Source organism: Telluria sp. BA11, from assembly GCF_056680305.1.
The window spans coordinates 1,310,560-1,328,677 of sequence record NZ_CM155275.1; the positions used below are offsets into that span (position 1 = coordinate 1,310,560).

The 18,118-nt window shown below is 65.1% G+C and carries 14 protein-coding genes; 8 read left to right on the forward strand and 6 right to left on the reverse strand.

All coding sequences use genetic code 11. The annotated features are described in order from the left end of the window. Nucleotides 1-16 precede the first annotated feature (16 nt). Both eda and edd read right to left on the reverse strand, forming a co-directional pair. Nucleotides 17-640 (reverse strand): bifunctional 4-hydroxy-2-oxoglutarate aldolase/2-dehydro-3-deoxy-phosphogluconate aldolase, encoded by a 624-nt coding sequence (gene eda, locus AC1MGT_RS05710; protein WP_499503372.1) that lies wholly within the window; start codon nt 638-640, stop codon nt 17-19. After that, nucleotides 637-2,556 (reverse strand): phosphogluconate dehydratase, encoded by a 1,920-nt coding sequence (gene edd / locus AC1MGT_RS05715; protein ID WP_499503373.1) that lies wholly within the window; start codon nt 2,554-2,556, stop codon nt 637-639. Before edd ends, eda begins: the two co-directional genes overlap by 4 nt. Before the next feature lie 230 nt (nt 2,557-2,786). On the opposite strand from edd, the gene pgi reads away from it, so the two are divergent. Together pgi and AC1MGT_RS05725 are read left to right on the forward strand one after the other, a co-directional pair. Further along, nucleotides 2,787-4,430: a glucose-6-phosphate isomerase gene (gene pgi / locus AC1MGT_RS05720; RefSeq protein ID WP_499503374.1), complete on the forward strand. Its 1,644-nt coding sequence runs from the start codon at nt 2,787-2,789 to the stop codon at nt 4,428-4,430. A gap of 144 nt (nt 4,431-4,574) precedes the next feature. Then, a complete protein-coding gene (locus AC1MGT_RS05725; RefSeq protein WP_499503375.1) occupies nt 4,575-5,471 on the forward strand; it encodes an SMP-30/gluconolactonase/LRE family protein in 897 nt (298 codons plus the stop codon). Nucleotides 5,472-5,507: 36 nt separating this feature from the next. Here AC1MGT_RS05725 and AC1MGT_RS05730 read toward each other — a convergent pair whose 3' ends face one another. From AC1MGT_RS05730 to AC1MGT_RS05740, 3 genes are all read right to left on the reverse strand, one after another. After that, the gene (locus tag AC1MGT_RS05730; RefSeq protein WP_499503376.1) at nt 5,508-7,916 is read right to left on the reverse strand and encodes a TonB-dependent receptor plug domain-containing protein; all 2,409 of its coding nucleotides are present in this window, start codon (nt 7,914-7,916) and stop codon (nt 5,508-5,510) included. A gap of 144 nt (nt 7,917-8,060) precedes the next feature. Then, on the reverse strand, nt 8,061-9,506 hold the full coding sequence (locus tag AC1MGT_RS05735) for a methyl-accepting chemotaxis protein (protein WP_499503377.1): 1,446 nt from the start codon (nt 9,504-9,506) through the stop codon (nt 8,061-8,063). Between the two features lie 74 nt (nt 9,507-9,580). Beyond that, nucleotides 9,581-10,552 carry an aromatic alcohol reductase gene (locus AC1MGT_RS05740; RefSeq protein WP_499503378.1) on the reverse strand — a complete coding sequence of 324 codons (972 nt, stop codon included), beginning with the start codon at nt 10,550-10,552 and terminating at the stop codon, nt 9,581-9,583. A 133-nt stretch (nt 10,553-10,685) separates the two neighbouring features. Between AC1MGT_RS05740 and AC1MGT_RS05745 the strand changes: the two genes are divergently transcribed. The 5 genes from AC1MGT_RS05745 (at nt 10,686) to tal (ending at nt 15,581) form a co-directional block, all read left to right on the forward strand. After that, a complete protein-coding gene (locus tag AC1MGT_RS05745; protein ID WP_499503379.1) occupies nt 10,686-11,615 on the forward strand; it encodes a LysR family transcriptional regulator in 930 nt (309 codons plus the stop codon). A 150-nt stretch (nt 11,616-11,765) separates the two neighbouring features. After that, complete coding sequence (gene zwf, locus AC1MGT_RS05750) at nt 11,766-13,235, forward strand: glucose-6-phosphate dehydrogenase (protein ID WP_499503380.1); 1,470 nt, start codon at nt 11,766-11,768, stop codon at nt 13,233-13,235. A gap of 9 nt (nt 13,236-13,244) precedes the next feature. Then, a complete protein-coding gene (locus AC1MGT_RS05755; protein ID WP_183555662.1) occupies nt 13,245-14,099 on the forward strand; it encodes an SIS domain-containing protein in 855 nt (284 codons plus the stop codon). 35 nt (nt 14,100-14,134) lie between these two features. Further along, the gene (locus AC1MGT_RS05760) at nt 14,135-14,632 is read left to right on the forward strand and encodes a GAF domain-containing protein (protein ID WP_499503381.1); all 498 of its coding nucleotides are present in this window, start codon (nt 14,135-14,137) and stop codon (nt 14,630-14,632) included. Nucleotides 14,633-14,651: 19 nt separating this feature from the next. Continuing rightward, nucleotides 14,652-15,581 (forward strand): transaldolase, encoded by a 930-nt coding sequence (tal, locus tag AC1MGT_RS05765; RefSeq protein ID WP_499503382.1) that lies wholly within the window; start codon nt 14,652-14,654, stop codon nt 15,579-15,581. A 409-nt stretch (nt 15,582-15,990) separates the two neighbouring features. On the opposite strand, the gene AC1MGT_RS05770 is transcribed toward tal, so the two are convergent. Next, nucleotides 15,991-16,647 carry a TetR family transcriptional regulator gene (locus tag AC1MGT_RS05770; RefSeq protein WP_499503383.1) on the reverse strand — a complete coding sequence of 219 codons (657 nt, stop codon included), beginning with the start codon at nt 16,645-16,647 and terminating at the stop codon, nt 15,991-15,993. A gap of 125 nt (nt 16,648-16,772) precedes the next feature. Here AC1MGT_RS05770 and AC1MGT_RS05775 point away from each other — a divergent pair, with 125 nt between their 5' ends. Then, entirely contained in the window at nt 16,773-18,095 is a 1,323-nt protein-coding gene (locus AC1MGT_RS05775) for an efflux RND transporter periplasmic adaptor subunit (RefSeq protein ID WP_499503384.1), read from the forward strand. The last annotated feature ends 23 nt before the right edge of the window (nt 18,096-18,118 follow it).

The following is an 18,118-nucleotide window of genomic DNA, read 5'->3' on the forward strand; positions in this document are numbered from 1 at the left end:
TGTCGCCCGTCGCCAGTCAGCTGGCGCGCAGCGCTGCGGCGGCTTTGGCCAGCGCGGTGATGTGGGCCCAGTCGCCGGCCTCGATCGCGTCCTTCGGCGTGAGCCACGAACCGCCCACGCAGGCGACGTTCTTGCAGGCCAGGAAGGCCGGTGCGGTCTCGATCGTGATGCCGCCGGTCGGGCAGAACGTCATGTCCGACAGTGGACCGCGGATCGCATTGAGCATGCCCACGCCGCCTGCCTGCATGGCCGGGAACAGCTTGACCTGGCGGAAGCCCGCTTCTCGCGCGGCCATCACTTCGGATGGCGTCATGACGCCCGGCAGCAGTGGCAGGCCGCTCGATTTGGCGGCGGCGATCAGCGCTGACGTCAGGCCCGGCGAGACGCCGAACACGGCGCCGGCGTCGCGCGAGGCGACGAATTCTTCGGGCGACGTCAGCGTGCCGACGCCGACGATGGCGCCTTCGACTTCGCTCATGGCGCGGATCGCGCCCAGGCCGTGCTCCGTGCGCAGCGTGACTTCGAGCACGCGGATGCCGCCAGCGACGAGCGCCCTGGCCAATGGCACGGCATGGGCCGGATCGTCGATGGCGATGACAGGGATCACGCTCGCCGAGCGCATAATTTCAAGTAAGGTCATTTCTGCGTCCTAAAGAGAAAGTCTTCGTCTGAACCCGGCACGACCTCATTGGCGTCCAGGCCTTCGTGCAGCGGCACGATGGTGGGGATCGGCGACGGCAGCGGGAACGTCGCCGCGCCCTGCTCCGCGGCGCTGATCGAGGCGCGGAACATCGTAAACAGTTCGCGGCCCATGCCAATGTGGCTCTTGCTCAGGTCGGTCGTGGCCTGCTTGCGCGCGGCCCACTCGTCGGCCGGCACGAGTGCCTGCAGCGTGCCGGTGGTGGCGTCAACGCGGATGATGTCGCCGTCGCGCACGAGGCCCAGTGGGCCGCCGGCCAGGATTTCAGGCGACACGTGGATCGCCGCCGGGACCTTGCCCGACGCGCCCGACATGCGGCCATCGGTCACCATCGCCACCTTGAAGCCGGCATCCTGCAGGTTCGACAGCGCTGGCGTCAGGGCGTGCAGTTCGGGCATGCCGTTGGCACGCGGCCCCTGGAAGCGCACCACCGCCACGAAATCGCGATTGAGCTGGCCGGCCTTGTAGGCGCCCATGAAGTCTTCCTGCGAATCGAATGTGATCGCCGGTGCTTCGATCACGTGGTAGTCGTGCTTGACGGCCGAGATCTTCATCACGGCGCGGCCCAGATTACCCTGCACCAGCACCATGCCGCCGTTGGGGCTGAACGGGTTCGATGCCGGACGCAGCACGGTCTCGTCGCCGCTCTGGGCCGGCGTGTCGCGCCAGATGGTCTTGCCATCTTCACCCAGGAACGGCTCCTTGCAGTGGGCGCGCAGGCCGTGGCCCAGCACCGTGTTGACGTCTTCGTGCGCCAGGCCAGCGTCCAGCAGTTCGCGGATGATGAAGCCCGGGCCGCCGGCGGCCTGGAAGTGGTTCACGTCGGCTTCGCCGTTCGGGTAGATGCGGGTGAGCAGCGGCACGACCTTCGACAGCTGGTCGAAGTCGTCCCAGTCGATCACGATGCCGGCCGCGCGCGCGATCGCCACCAGGTGCAGCGTATGGTTGGTCGAGCCACCCGTCGCGTGCAGCGCGGCGATGGCGTTGACGATGCATTTCTCGTCGACGATGCGGCCGATCGGCATGTAGGTGCCGCCCTGCTGCGAAATCGCCACTGCCTGGCGCGCTGCGCTTTTGGTCAGCGCGTCGCGCAGCTCGGTGCCCGGCGTGATGAACGCGGCGCCCGGCAGATGCAGGCCCATGACTTCCATCAGCATCTGGTTGCTGTTGGCGGTGCCGTAGAAGGTACAGGTGCCGGCGTCGTGGTACGACGCGGCTTCGCATTCCATCAGTTCTTCGCGCGTGGCCTTGCCCTGCGCGTAGAGCTGGCGCACGCGCGCTTTCTCTTTGTTCGACAGACCCGACGTCATCGGGCCGCCCGGCACGAAGATGCCCGGGATGTGGCCGAAGTGCAGCGCGCCGATCAGGAGGCCCGGCACGATCTTGTCGCAGATGCCCAGGTACAGGCTGGCGTCGAACATATTGTGCGACAGGCCGACGGCGGTGGCCATGGCGATGGTGTCGCGCGAGAACAGCGACAGTTCCATGCCCGGCTGGCCCTGCGTGACGCCATCGCACATGGCGGGCACGCCGCCGGCAAACTGGGCCACGGCGCCGATCTCGCGCACGGCGTCCTTGATGATCTTCGGATAGCTCTCGAACGGCTGGTGCGCCGACAGCATGTCGTTGTAGGAAGAAACGATCGCCACCGACGGCTGCTTGACTTCACGCAGCTTCAGTTTGTCGTTGGCCGGGAACGCGGCGAACCCGTGGGCGAGGTTCGTGCACGACAGCGCGCCGCGCTGCACGCCCTGGATGCGGGCGGCCTCGAGGTGCGCCAGATAGGCAGCGCGCGACGGGCCGCTGCGCTTGATGATGCGGTTGGTAACCTGTTCGACTACGGGGTGGAGCGCCATGTTCGTTCCTTCCTGAATTTAGTATCTGAAATTTTACTACAAATTGGACCACTGCGCTCTTCAGCGCCTCCCGATGCTGTATGGATGAGCATGAAGGCGCGTTCCGAAAAGCACCAGTAGTTGGTATCCTGGCGGTGCACACGCGCTTTTATGTAGTGAATTTACGCGCAGATAATTGTATTATTCGATAATCTGTTAACGACAACATTGTGCCACGCACCCCGGACCCCATGCGCCAGCCATCCTTGACCAGTACCGCCAGCTTCCAGGCCCTCGCCCAGCACGCCGACATCGCCACCACGTGGCAGATGCGCGATCTGTTTGCCGCCGACCCGCAGCGCTTCGAGCGATTCAGTGACGAGGCTGCAGGCCTGTTCCTAGACTATTCAAAAAATCGCCTCGACGGGCGCACGCTTGAACTGCTGATGCAGCTGGCGCGCGAGCGCGGCGTCGAAGCGCGGCGCGATGCGATGTTCCTGGGCGCGCGCATCAACAACACCGAAGGCCGCGCCGTGCTGCACACTGCCCTGCGCGCCCCGCGCGGCGCGTCGCACGTGGTCGACGGCGTGGACATCAACGCCGACATCCACGCCGTGCTCGATCGCATCAAGACCTTCACCGACGCGGTGCGCAGTGGCGAATGGCTGGGCCACACCGGCAAGCCGATCACGGACATCGTCAATATCGGTATCGGCGGCTCGGATCTGGGCCCGAAGATGGTCGTACTGGCGCTGCGCCACTATGCGCATCCGCGCCTGCGCATGCACTTTGTCTCGAACGTCGACGGCCATGACATGGATGCCGCCCTGGGTCAGGTCGATCCCGAAACGACGCTCTTCATCGTCGCCTCGAAAACCTTCACCACCACCGAGACGATGATGAACGCGCAGACCGCGCGCCGCTGGTTCCTGGCGCACGCGCCTGAAGAGGCGTTGGCAAAGCACTTCGTCGCCGCATCGACCAACACCGAGGCAATCAAGGCCTTCGGCATCGACCCGGCCAATATGTTCCCGTTCTGGGACTGGGTTGGCGGGCGCTATTCAGTATGGTCGGCGATCGGCCTGCCGGTCGCGCTGGCCGTGGGCTTCGGCTACTTCAAGGACTTCCTGGCCGGCGCGCACGACATGGATGAACACTTCCGCAGCGCGCCGCTCGAGCAGAACCTGCCGGCGCTCCTGGGCCTGATCGGCTTCTGGAACCGCCAGTTCCTCGAGTGCAGCTCGGTCTCGATCGCGCCGTACCACCAGGACCTGAACCGCTTCCCGGCCTATCTGCAGCAGCTCGACATGGAAAGCAACGGCAAGCGCGTCACGCGCGACGGCCAGCCAGTCGACACGCCAACCTGTCCGGCAATCTGGGGCGAGTGCGGCACCAACGGCCAGCACGCCTACTTCCAGCTGCTGCACCAGGGCACCGACGTGACGCCGATGGATTTCATCGCCGCCCTGCGCCCGGCGCACGAGATGGACCACCACCACACTGCCCTGCTGGCGAACTGCTTCGCGCAGTCGGAGGCCTTCATGAAGGGCAAGACCGCCGACGAAGTACGCACCGACCTGACGGCGCAAGGCTTGCCGGCGGACGAAGTCGAGCGCCTCACGCCACACAAGACCTTCCCCGGCAACCGCCCGAGCAACACGATCCTGATGGAGCGCCTGACGCCCACCACGCTGGGCGCCCTGATCGCACTGTACGAGCACAAGACGTTTGTCCAGGGCGTGCTGTGGGACGTGAACAGTTTTGATCAGTGGGGCGTTGAGCTGGGCAAGGTATTGGCCAAGAAGATCGAGGCCGAGCTGGCGGGTGAGCCAGTGCCCAACCTGCACGACAGTTCCACCAACGGCCTGATCGCGCGCGCGAAAGCGGCCGTCTGATCGTAATCCTGTAGGGTGGACGGGTTCCCCGTCCACGCGTTCAACGATCTCTGGTACACCACAAAATCAGCTTGATTTGAACGCGTGGACGGCATAGCCGTCCACCCTACGCCGGCTGAAGCACCTGCGACGCGAAAGAAGACTATGGCAACCGAAAAATTTGAAGTGGTACACGATGCGCCGATGCTGGTGGGCGAATCGGCGATCTGGCACGAAGTCGAATCGGCCCTGTACTGGGTCGATATCGAAGGCCTGACCGTCAACCGCCTGCACGCGGCCAGCGGCAAATTCAGCTCATGGAAGATGGGGTCGAACCCGTCGGCGCTGGCCATCGACGACAACAATTTTCTGGTGGTGGCCACGCGCGAGCGGCTGCTGCGCCTGAACACGACCGACGGTGCGGAAACCCCGATCGCCGACGCGCCCTACGATACGTCAAAGGTGCGCTTCAACGACGGCCGCGTCGACCCGGCGGGCCGCTTCTGGATCGGCACCATGTACGAACCGCGCGACCAGCCGGCCGCCGAGATGTACGTGCTCGCGCGCGACAACCTGCGCTGCGCCTGGCGCGGCGGCATGACCAACTCGAACGGCCTGGCCTGGAGCCTGGATGGCCGCACGATGTTCCATGCCGATACCACCACGCACCGCATCGACTGCTACGACTTCGATGTGGCCACCGGTGAGCACAGCAACCGCCGCACGATCCTCACCTTCCCGACCGATAAAACGGCGCCGGACTACGGTGGCCGGCCCGATGGCGCGACGATCGACTCTGAAGGCATGTACTGGGTCGCGATGTTCGAAGGCGGTCGCGTGCTGCGCATCTCGCCAACCGGCGAGATCCTGCGCGAGATCAAACTGCCGGTGCGCTGCCCGACGTCGGTCTGCTTCGGCGGGCCCGACCTGCGCACGCTGTACATCACCAGCGCCAGCCAGGGTCGCTCAAACGAAGAGATCGCGCAGTATCCGCACACCGGCAAGGTGCTGTCGGTGCGGCTCGATGTCGCCGGCCGTGAAGAGCCCGAATACGCGATCTGAAGCCCGGGCGCAATCTGAACCCGGGCCCGCACCTGCTTACCAGGTGTAGCCGGCCTTCACATAGAAGTAGCGGCCATTGAAGCCGTTCGGCGCCCACACGCTGTACGGCTGGGTGCCGTTCACGTTCAGGTTGGCCCGCGACGTGACCTGCGCAGGATAGCGGTTGGTCACGTTGTCGATGCCGGCCGTCAGGCGCCACTGGTTCAGGCGCACGCTTGCTGCCAGATCAAGCACCCATTGTGGGTCGTAGTTCTGGTCCAGCGCCGGATCGTTCTGCGGCACCGTGAATTCGCCGTAACGCGTCACGACTGCGCGGCCATTCCACGCACCCTGCGTAAAGTCACCCGTCAGGCCAAGCTTGTCCTTCGGCGAGCCGACGGTCAGGCGGTTGATGCTCTGGCGGTCCACCAGCGACAGTCCCTGCCCCGACAGCACGGCCGGCGACGCCGCCACACCCTGCACCTCGTTGTCGTTATGGTTGTAGGCCAGCGTCAGGTCGGCGCGCGCGCCCTGCGCGAAGTTCAGGCGGTACGTGCTGACCACGTCGACACCCTTGGTGCGCGTGTCGACCGCGTTGGTGAAGTAGCGCGCCGCGCCGACGAAGACGCCCTGGGCCGCGAGCGCGCGCGACAGCGCCGGTGCATTGGCCAGCTGCAGGTTCGACGAGAACACGATGCGGTCATCGATATCGATGCGGTACAGGTCGACCGTCGTGGTCCAGTTGCGGGTTGGCTGCCACTGCGCGCCGATGCTCAGGTTGCGCGCCTTTTCGGCCTTGAGCGGCTGCGCGCCCAGTGCACGGGCGGCAGCGCTGCCGACCGGGAACGTGCCCGTCTCCACCAGCGCGCTGGCGCCGTTGACGAGCAGCGTGTTGGTGGTGGTGATCGTGTAGAACGACTGGGCCAGCGACGGCGCGCGGAAACCGTTCGAGGCCGTGCCACGCAACGCGAAGGCTGGCGTGAACGCGTAGCGTGCCGACGCCTTGGCCGAGTTCGTGCTGCCAAAGTCGCTGTAGCGCTCATGGCGCAGCGCCAGGGCGCCCGACAGTGCGCTCGTGATGTCGCCTTCCAGGTTCAGGTACACCGATTTGTTGTTGCGGCTGTTTTCGCCTGCATTCTCAGGGCGGAAGCCCGAATAGCCCTGCGCGCCGGAACCGAAGTACGAACCGGCTTCGCCCGCGCCGATCTCGTAGGATTCATGGCGCGCTTCCAGGCCCAGGGCCACCGTCAGCGGCCCGCTCATGAACGACACGGGAATCTCGCGCGCCACGTCCAGGTTGGCCAGGCTTTGCTTCGAGGTCAGTTCGCCGGCATAGAAACTGGTCGGGCTGGCCGCGCCCAGGCTGTAGTTGACCGTGTCGTTGACGTCGAGCGTGAAGCGGTTGCGGCCGTGGTTCAGGCTCGCATCCCAGCGCCAGCCGCCGGCCACGCCGCGCAGGCCCGAAACGATCGAGGCATCGACCGAGGTGCTGCCCAGCAGCGGCTGGAAGCCTTCCGGATACAGCGGCGAGCGCAGCGTGGTGCGGTTGTTGTCGGTGAATGCGGTGCGGAAGGTCGCCGCCGACGAGGTGTCACGTTCGCCGTAGCTCGCAAAGGCGTACCAGTCGACGTCGTCGTTGATGCGCACTTCGCTGTTGACGAACAGCGTACGTGGCCGGCTGTCCGGGTCACCGTAGCGCTGGGTGATCAGGCCCTGACGTGGGCCGGCAGACGGGCGCGGGTCGGCGAACGAGCGGTTGGTGGCGTTGCGCTCGGCCGCTTCGACGGCGATGCGCACCCAGCCATCCTGGCCCAGGTTAAAGCCGGCCGAGCCGCGCACGGTGGCCTGCTCGCCGTCGCCCGCGTCATACTGGCCATACACCACTTCCGCTTCGCCGCCCTTGGCGCCGCGCTTGAGAATGATGTTGACCACGCCGGCGATGGCGTCCGAGCCGTATTGGGCCGCGGCGCCGTCGCGCAGCACTTCGATGCGCTCGATCGCTGCCAGCGGAATCGCGTTCAGGTCGACCGGGGCCGAGCCGCGGCCCAGCGTGCCGTTGACGTTGACGACGGCCGACGTGTGGCGGCGCTTGCCGTTGACCAGCACCAGCGTCTGGTCGGGCGACAGGCCGCGCAACTGCGCCGGACGCACCGCGTCGCTGGCGTCGGCGCCGCTCGGGCGCGGGAAATTCATCGATGGCAGCAGGCGCGAGAGCACGGTGGCCAGCTCGCCCGAGCCGGTGCTGAGCAGCTCCTTGTTGCCGATGACGTCGACGGGCGACTCCGAATCCAGCGTGCGGCGGTTCAGTGAACGGGTGCCGGTGACGACGATCGTCTGCACGTCCTGGGCGGCCGGCGCCGGTGGCGGCGTCTCCTGGGCCAGCGCGGCGGTCGGCGCCAGGGTCGCGATCAGGCTCAGGATCAGGACCGCGCGATGCGGGTTGGCGTGATGGTGCTTGCAGCTCATGGGGGCTTCTCTTCTTCTGGTCGGTGACGGCGGTACCTCGACCGCCGAAGGGACGCGAAGCTTAACAGGCCTCCAATTGCGTTGCCAATATCGATTTTGCCTATGCTTATATCCGGAAACGGCAGATGGAAACAGGCCTCCCGCTCAGCCCATCATCCGGGCCGAATCGTAGCCGATCCGCACTGCGCCCCAGTGCTTCCCATCGAGTACGATCGGCATCGACAGATCGTTGATCACCTCGCCCGTATCGCGCAGATAGGTCTGCAGCAGGAATGGCTCGCGGTTCTTCGCCAGCCGGATGCCCACCGGGTCGTCGAAGATGCGCTTGTTGCGGCAATACACCAGGTCGTGCTCGCGCTGCCCGTTGGGCGGGCGCGAGAACTTGGTGTTGTGGGTCGGCGCGAAGCCGCGGTTATCCACGGCCAGCGCATAGGCGGCGCCCGGCAAATCAGTCAGCACGCGGTCGAACAGCATTTGCAGGTCGCGCTCGACGATGCGATCGTAGGACGTGGTAAAGCGCGGCGGATCGGACTGGGCGATCGGCTGGTAGCTCTGGTCGAACACGTTGGCCCCGCCGTCGGCGTGCCGCTTCAGGCAGGCCAGCACCTCTTCGCGCAGGACGGTAGTCGCGTCGACCAGCGCGTCGAACGGCGTGCCGCCGGTGCGGAAACCCGCCAGCACGCCTTGCAGCTCCTCGGTGGCCAGCCGCACCTCGTCCACCCGGCGCGACGCGTCGTGCATGGTTGCCGCCGCCCCGGATGCATTGCTCGCCACCTCGCCGACGCGCGCCCCGATCTGCTGGTTGACGCCGTCGAGCGACTGCATCGCCAGCGCCATCTGGTCGACGGTTGCGGTCATGCGCTCAAAATCGGCCACGAACGTCGTCAGGTGGCTCGCCGCGCTGCCGGCCTCGCGCGCCGAGACGTTCACGCCATCGAGAATATTGGCCGTCGCGCTGGAGGTCGATGCCACCAGCCCGCGCATCGCAGTGCTGGCGGTCGCGATCTTGACAGCTTCGGCGTTGACCACTTGCGACAGGCGCCGCACTTCGGACGCCACCACGGCGAACCCGCGCCCGGCCGGGCCGGCGCGCGCCGCCTCGATCGCGGCATTGATCGCCAGCAGGTTGGTCTGGTTGGCGACATTCTCGATGACGGTGCCGAATTCGCCGATCTCGTGCAGGTGCCCGACCAGTTGCGAGACGGTGTCGGAAAAACCATGCACCTGCGCCTCGATGGTGCGCATGCGCGCTTCGAGGCGTGTCAGTTCATCCATCGACTCGCGCGCCGTGTGCAGGTTGCGCTGGGCGGTGTCGGCGATGCGCAGCGTACCGGCATTGACATCGGCCGACAGGTCGGTGACTTCGCGCGCCGCGGCGGCCAGCGCGCCAGCCGCCTGATGCTGGCGCGCGGCCTGGGCCTGCGCCTGATCGACTTCCTTGCGCAGGCGCGCGGCATTGATCGCCGTGCGGATGCTGCCATCGCGGGCCTTGACCACCAGCGCGCGCATGCTGCCGCCCACACTACCGCCAACTGCCCGTCCACCGAACGGCGACAGCGCGCGTCCCAGACTTTGCATCCAACCCATCATGTCTCCCTCGTCTTCGCAGCTCGCATGGCTGCGATATTTACGTGTGGAAACTATAGTCCCATTCGGTGGAACTGTCATTCATCCTGGATGCCGGTGGGCCGATTGTCTGCGCGGCGCGACAACTGCGTGAGCCAGGTGCGGATGTCCGAGGTCGGGATACCACGCTGCGCGTTGTAGGTATTCTGTTTGCTCCAGGCCAGACCGTCACCGCGCGCGAAGGCGAGGCGGTAGCGCGCCTTCGCGTCGTCTGGCTGTGCGGCGAGATCGGCCTGCAGCGCTTCGCGGGTCAACAAGGTACGTTCGGTGGCGCGCCCCGTCACCTGCTCGACGATGTCCGCCAGCTGCCCGTACGAGACGGTGTCGCTGGCCAGATACACGACCTGGTTCGCAATGCGGGGCATCTCGAACAGGATCGCGGCGGTACACCGGCCGATGTCATCGGGCGTGGTGACCGTCACCTGCGTGGCCCAGCTACCCAGGCCGCGCACGATGCCGGCATCCAGGTCGACGATGCCGACCGTCTTCTCGAACAGGAAACTGGTGAACATGCCGGTCGAGATGATGATCCACTCGGTCCGGTCCTGCCCGCGCAGCATGCCGCGCACATCGAACTGCTCGTCGAAGACCGGCTGGCCACTGCCCTTGCCGACAATGTCGTAATCGACCCCGAGCTGCCACGGAATATGCCGCCGCACGCCGGCAGCCAGCACCGCCCGGGTCAGCCGCAGCTGGGTACCCGGGCCGGCGACGAAGCCGGTACAGTTGATGACCGTGTCGAACGGACGCAGCAAGGCAACCAGTTCTTCTTCGCGGCGCTGTGCCAGATCGAACGGCACCAGTGCCACATCCAGCGTGCGTAGCGTGGCGTGATCCTGCCGCTGGCGCGCGGTTGGCGTGGTGATCGAGCCGGGCGTGACCAGAACGGCCAGCGCGCGCCCTGCAGCCTTCTGGCGCGGCGCCAGATGGCGCAGGATGGCCATGCCAAGTTCACCGGCGCCAAGCACCAGCGTGTGCGGGGCATTGTTTGCATTGTGGTGGGTCGTCATGCGAGCTCCTGTCGTGATCAAAGACGTGAAGTATGGTCACCCGCCCTTCCACGCGTAAGCCCGCCCGCCGGCATTTCAGAATTGCGATGGGTGGGATAATCGACGATCGGGGCAGATCAGCGAGGCAGGATCGATGGACAAGTTACGGGCAATGCAGATTTTTTCGCGCGCCGTCGAAGCACGCAGTTTTGCCGGCGCCGCCAACATCCTGGCCGTCCCGCGTTCGACGATCAGCCGCGCGATCCAGGAGCTCGAGGCGTCCCTGGGCGTGCGGCTGCTGCAGCGCACGACGCGTACCCTGCACGTCACGCCCAACGGCAGCCTGTATTACGACCATTGCCAGCGCATTCTGGGCGCCATCGAAGGGGTCGAGGCAGCGCTGTCCGACAGCACGGCCGCACCACGCGGACTGCTGCGCGTCGACATGACCTCCTCGTTTGCACGGGCCGTCGTCCTGCCGGTCCTGGGAGAATTCCAGACCCGGTATCCGGCCATCGACCTGACCCTGACGCTGGGCGACCGCCCGGTCGAACTGGTCCAGGAAGGCGTCGATTGCGTGGTGCGGGCCGGCACGCCGGCGTCATCGGCGCTGCTGGTGGCGCGCCATCTCGGCAGCTTCGACTGGATCACCTGCGCCTCGCCCGATTACCTGGCACGCTGCGGCACGCCGGACTCGCTCGATGCGCTCGATGGGCATGACATCGTCGGCTACCAGTCCGCCGCCACCGGCCGCGCGACCGACTGGCGCTTCACGGTCGCTGGCGCCGAGCACACGATTGCGGCCGGCGCGCGGCTCATCGTCAACGATACCGACGCCTATCTGGGCTGCGGCCTGGAAGGACTGGGACTGATCCGGGTCGCCAGCTACGTGGCGCTGCCGCACCTGAAAGCCGGCCGCCTGGTGCGCGTCCTGCCGACAGTCCAGGGGCCACCCGTTCCGCTGTCGCTGATCTATCCGCAAGACCGGCATCTGGCCTCGACCGTGCGCACGTTCGCCGACTGGCTGGGCCAGCAGGTGCATGCGCAGCAAAGTACGTGGCATATACCCCTGCCCCGCGGGTGACACGTCCGCCTGCGCTGCGCGCGCGGCGAATATGGCACCATAGGCCATCATAGGTCATCGTAGAGCGCAGACGTAGTAGATTTTCTTGATCCCGCATAAATTATGTAGTAAATTTACAAAACCCTTTTACTGACGCAGATCCGACCCATCATGGCGATTCCCGATTTCGACCTCGTATTCTTTGGCGGCAGTGGCGACCTTGCGATGCGCAAGCTGTTGCCTGCCATGTTCGCGCGCGACGTGGCCGGCGACCTGCCGGCCAGCGCCCGCATCATCTGCGTCGGGCGCGACGACGCCACGCAGGAAGAATTCCTGCACATGGTCGAGACCAACTCGAAGCCGCACATCAAGGAAGCGCCATCTGGCGCCAACTGGGACAAATTCATCGGCCGCATCACCTATGTGGCACTGAACGCCACCGATGCGAGTACCTTCGGCGACCTGGTCGCGGCCCTGCGCGCCGATGAATCGCTCACACGCGTGTACTACCTGGCCACGCCGCCGCAGATCTTCGCCAAGATCTGCGACAACCTGGCCGCCACGGGCCTGGCCACGCCCAATTCGCGCGTGGTGCTCGAAAAGCCGCTGGGTCGCGACCTGGCTTCGGCCAAGCAGATCAACCTGGATGTGGGCAAGGTCTTCGCCGAGTCGCAGATCTACCGCATCGACCACTACCTGGGCAAGGAGACCGTGCAGAACCTGCTGGCCCTGCGCTTCGGGAACATCCTGTTCGAGCCGCTGTGGCGCCGCGAATGGATTTCGGACGTGCAGATCACTATCGCCGAGAAGATCGGCGTGGGCAACCGCATGGGTTACTACGACAACTCGGGCGCGCTGCGCGACATGCTGCAGAACCACCTGCTGCAACTGCTGTGCATCGTGGCGATGGAGCCACCGGCCTCGATCGCGCCGGACGCCGTGCGCGACGCCAAGCTGCAGGTGCTGCGCTCGCTGAAACGCTTCACGCCAACGACGCTGACCCACAATATCGTGCGCGGCCAGTACCGCTCGGGCTATATCGACGGACAGCCGGTGCCCGGCTACCGCGACGAACCGGATGCGCCAAAGAGTTCGCGCACCGAGACCTTCGTGGCGATGAAGGCCGAAATCGACACCTGGCGCTGGGCCGGCGTGCCGTTCTATCTGCGCACCGGCAAGCGCATGTCCGACCGCCTGGCCGAAATCGTCGTGCGCTTCAAGCCGATCCCGCACTCGATCTTCAACCAGCCGACGTCGAGCTTCCAGCCCAACAGCCTGGTGATCCGCCTGCAGCCCGACGAAGGGCTGTCGATGAACCTGATGGCCAAGACGCCGGGCGATTCGATGCGCCTGAAACAGGCCGAACTCGAACTCGATTTTCGCGAACAGTTCACGTCGCCGCGCATGGAAGCCTACGAGCGCCTGCTGCTCGATGTGCTGCGCGGCCAGCTGACATTGTTCATGCGCGGCGACGAGCTGGAAGCGGCGTGGGAATGGGTCGAGCCGATCCTGGAACACTGGGAACAGGACGACACCTCGCCCGCCCCGTACACGTCCGGCACGTGGGGCCCGGCTGCGGCCAGTGCCCTGATCGGGCGCGACGGCTTGCAGTGGCGCGAAGAATCGCTGCCTGAAGACTGAGGCCCACCAATGCTGCTCGACTCGATCCGCACCCAGCTCGACACGCTCTCCAAATCGGAGCGCAAGGTGGCGCTCGCGGTGCTGGCCGCGCCGTCGGGCACCGTGAGCCAGAACATCACGGCGCTGGCGCGCAACGCGGGCGTGTCGGAACCGACCGTCGTGCGTTTTTGCCGCACGCTCGGTTACGACGGCTGGCACGAGTTCAAGCTGAAGCTGGCGCAAGGCCTGGCGCTGGCCCTGCCCGGCGCGAATGAGGCACCGCACCAGGACGACCTGGCATCGGACCTGATCAACAAGATCTGCAGCCGCTCGATCAACACGCTGCTCGACCTGCGCAACAACCTCAAGCCGGAGCTGGTCCAGCAGGCCCTCGAGATCCTCGCACGCGCGAACAAGATCGAATTCTACGGCCAGGGCACGTCCGGCTTCGTGGCGGCCGACGCGCAGCACAAGTTCTTCCGCTCGGGCGTGCCGACGGTGGCCTACACCGACCCGGCGATTCACTCGATTGCGGCGGCCCTGCTGCGCGAAGGCGATGCCGTGGTCGCCATTTCGCAGCGCGGCAACAACCCCGCGCTGACCCGTTCGGCCAAGCTGGCCAAGGCGGGCGGCGCGCAGGTCATCGTGCTGGCGCCATCGGGCACCCCGCTGGCCGAGATGGCCACGCTGCTGATCCCGATCGACCTGGTGTTTGCGACCGACCCGTACACGCCAATCTCGGCGCGCCTGGCCTATCTGGTCGTGATCGACGTGCTGGCGGTGGGCCTGGCGCTGCGGCGCGGGCCGGAGTTTCGCAAGAAAATGCAGAACGCGCAGAAGGCGCTGCAGGAGTTCGACATGCAGTTCGATTCGTTCATCGGCTAAAATAGTTTTTTTATTGACCGCCAAATGGCAACGCCATGCACATCAATCCAGAACGCAGCGACCGCCCCGATTACGACCTGCTGGTACGCCAGGTCACGAGCATCCTCGAAGGTGAACGCGACCTGACGGCCAATGCGTCGCAGTTCTCGGCCCTCGTCTACGACACCATCGCTGACCTGAACTGGGCTGGCTTCTACTTCACCGTGCCGTCCAAAAAAGGCGAAGGCAACGATCTGCTGGTCGGCCCGTTCCAGGGCAAGCCCGCCTGCGCACGCATCCCGTTCGGGCGCGGCGTGTGCGGCGCCACCGCCGTCAAACGCGAGACCATCGTGGTCGCCGACGTGCATGCGTTCCCGGGCCATATCGCCTGCGATTCGGCGTCGGCCTCCGAGATCGTGATCCCGGTGCTCAAGGACGACCGGCTGATCGGCGTGTTCGATATCGACAGCCCGAAGCTCGAGCGCTTCAGCGACGAAGATCGCGTCGGCCTGGAAGCCATGCTGGCCGCGTTTGTCGCGGGCACCGATTTCTAAGAATATTCAAGAGACCACCATGAACCAACTCGAACAGCTCAAGCAATTCACCACCGTTGTTGCCGACACCGGCGACTTCCAGTCGATCAAGGCCTACACGCCGCAGGACGCGACCACCAACCCGTCGCTGATCCTGAAGGCCGTGCAAAAGCCCGAATACCGTCCACTGCTTGAAAAAGCCATCGCCAACGCGCCCGACGCATCGATCGACGGCATCATCGACAGCCTGTTGATCGCCTTCGGCGTGGAAATCCTCAAGTTCGTGCCAGGCCGTGTGTCGACCGAAATCGACGCGGCGCTGTCGTTCGATACCGAGGCCACGGTTGCCAAGGGCCGCGAACTGATCGCGCTGTACGAAGCCGCCGGCGTGTCGCGCGAGCGCGTGCTGATCAAGATCGCCTCGACCTGGGAAGGCATCCGCGCCGCCGAGATCCTGGAAAAAGACGGCATCCACTGCAATCTGACGCTGCTGTTCTCGCTGTGCCAGGCCGTGGCCTGCGCCGAAGCGGGCGTCAAGCTGATTTCGCCGTTCGTCGGCCGCATCTACGACTGGTACAAGAAGTCGACCGGTACCGATTACCAGGGCGCCGAGGATCCGGGCGTGCAGTCGGTCAAGGGCATCTACCAGTACTACCGCAAGTTCGGCTACGCCACCGAAGTGATGGGCGCGAGCTTCCGCAATACATCGCAGATCCTGGAGCTGGCCGGTTGCGACCTGCTCACGATCTCGCCGGACTTGCTGCAAAAGCTGGCCGACAGCGACGCGCCGTTCGAGCGCAAGCTGGTCAAGGACGACAGCGCCAATATCGAGAAGATCGCAATCGACGAAAAAACGTTCCGCTTCATGCTCAATGAAGATGCGATGGCAACCGAAAAGCTGGCCGAAGGCATCCGCGCGTTCGTGGCCGATTCGATCAAGCTGAAGGTGATGATCGAAGGCATGCGCTAGGCACACCCGCTGCGCAAAACGACAAACCCGGCTACGGCCGGGTTTTTTCTTGTTTCTACATCTGCACAACCAGACGTCTCACAGCCGGGGTCAGGTCTGACATTCAGACACGACCTCAGCATTAGCCTCTCACAGCGGGGGTCAGGTCTGACATTCAGACACGACCTCAGCCTTAGCTACTATCAACGGCGTCTTGCCCGATACCAACATGGTCCGATGCCAGCTAATCCCGGCTGCCCGACTGTCGAGATCGCGTCCGAATGTCAGACCTGACCCTCGCTTTTCTTGATCGACTGTCGAGATCGTGTCCAAATGTCAGACCTGACCCTCGCTTTTTTTGATCGACTGTTGAGATCGTGTCCAAATGTCAGACCTGACCCCCGCTTTTTTACATTTGTAAAACCAGGGGTCAGCGGGCGCGCAAGCCTGCCATGTAGGTATCGATCAGCTCGGCCCCCAGGTCGACCAGCTCGAATGCCCCAGGCTCGAAGATCCAGTTGCGGATCAGGCCGTCGAGCATCACCCAGACCGACATCGACGCCTTGCGCGGATCGACCGAGGCTGGCAACGTGCCGGCAGCCACGGCTTGCGTGAACTGATCCTGCAGTCGCCCGCGCCAGCGCGCTACCGATTCGCGCTTGTGGGCGCGCGCCGAATCGACCTCGTCGGTAAATTCGGTCTTGAGCGTGGCGATCTCGAACACGCGGCGCGCCTTCTCGTCGCCTTCCACGATCTGCAGCACGGCCAGCATTTCGTCGCGCAGGCTTTGCAGCGGATCGGTGTCCGCGCGTTCGCCTGCCAGCTTCACGGCGGCATCCATCGGCATCGTGGCGCGTTGCATCATGGCGCTGAACACGGCGCCCTTGTCGACAAAATGCCAATAAATCGCACCGCGCGTCACGCCCGCCGCGGTAGCGATATGCTGTAAAGTCGTTCTTGAAACGCCATGTTTTGCGAACAAAATTTCTGCTGCGTCAAGGATGCTATCGCGTGTTGCGGCGGCTTCTTCTTTCGTCCTGCGGACCATATTCGGGGGATACTCCAAAATTCCAAGGGGGCAAAACATTTTACATACAGTCGTGATAGTATATAAAACTATTTGCAAAAGCCAGTGTTGATATCACCCTTCGCCATGTTTTCCTGAGCGCCGGGTGATGTCGACGCGTTACTAACTAGAAGGAAGCACACGTAATGCGCCCTGCCCAATCCTCGTCCCCGTCCCTGACCCGGGTCGCTGCCGCCACTCTGGCAGCCCTGGTTCTGTTGTCCGCCTGTGGCAAGAAAGATGCAGCCCCAGCCGGCGCCGCCCCTGGCGGCCAGCAAGCTCCTGCCGTCCAGGCTGGCGTCATCACCACCAAGATCGAAACCGTCGCATTGCAGACCGAGCTGCCAGCCCGCGTCGAGGCAATCCGCACCGCCCAGGTTCGCGCCCGCGTCGATGGCAACGTCCAGAAGCGCTTGTTTACCGAGGGCAGCATGGTCAAGCAGGGCCAGGCGCTGTATCAGATCGACGCTGCGCCCTACCAGGCCCAGGTCGCTTCCGCCCAGGCTGACCTGGCGCGCGCCCAGGCCAATCTGGTGGCGGCCAAGTCGATTGCCGATCGCTACAAGCCGCTGGTCGAAGCCGCTGCTGTCAGCAAGCAGGAATTCGACAACGCCGTCGCGGCGCAACGCCAGGGTGAGGCCGAAGTGGCCGCCGCCCGCGCGCAGGTCCGCGTGGCACAGATCAATCTGGGCTACACCAACGTCAATGCGCCGATCTCCGGCCGCATCGGCCGTTCGCTGGTCACCGAAGGTGCGCTGGTTTCGGCAACCCAGTCGACCGAGCTGGCCCTGATCCAGCAGACCGACCGCATGTACCTGAACATCACGCAATCGGCGAACGATCTGCAGCGCCTGCGCAAGCAGGCTGGCGGCAGGATCGATGCCGAGCTCCCGGTCACGGTCGTGCTCGACGACGGTACCGTGCTGCCGCGCAAGGGCAAGCTGCTGTTCTCGGACGTGACTGTCGACGAAACGAGCGGCCAGGTCACGCTGCGCGCCGCCATCGACAATCCGGACAACGCCCTGCTCCCGGGCCAGTACGCACGCGTGCGCCTGTCGCAGTCGGAAACGCGTGGCATCCTGGTGCCGCAGCAAGCGGTCACCCGTGGCGGCCAGAACGGCGATACCGTGATGGTCATCGGCGCCGACAACAAGCCAGTGTCCCGCACGGTCAAGATCGCTTCGCAGCAAGGCGAGAGCTGGATTGTCACCGACGGCCTGAAAGAAGGCGAACAAGTCATGGTCGACGGCTTCCAGAAGCTGCAGATGCTGCCGCCGGGTACCCCGGTCAAGCCAGTGCCATGGACTCCGGCCGCCGCCCAGGCGCCGGTCCAGGCCGGCGCTCCGGCTGCCCAGCCGAACGCTGCCGGCACCCAGGCCGCCGCCGGTGCGAATGCTTCCGGTGCACGTACCCCGAGTTCCGGTTCGCCGGCAGCGGGTGCAACGACCCCGGCCAACAGCAGCCGCTAAGAATAAAACGAACAGGACTTTTC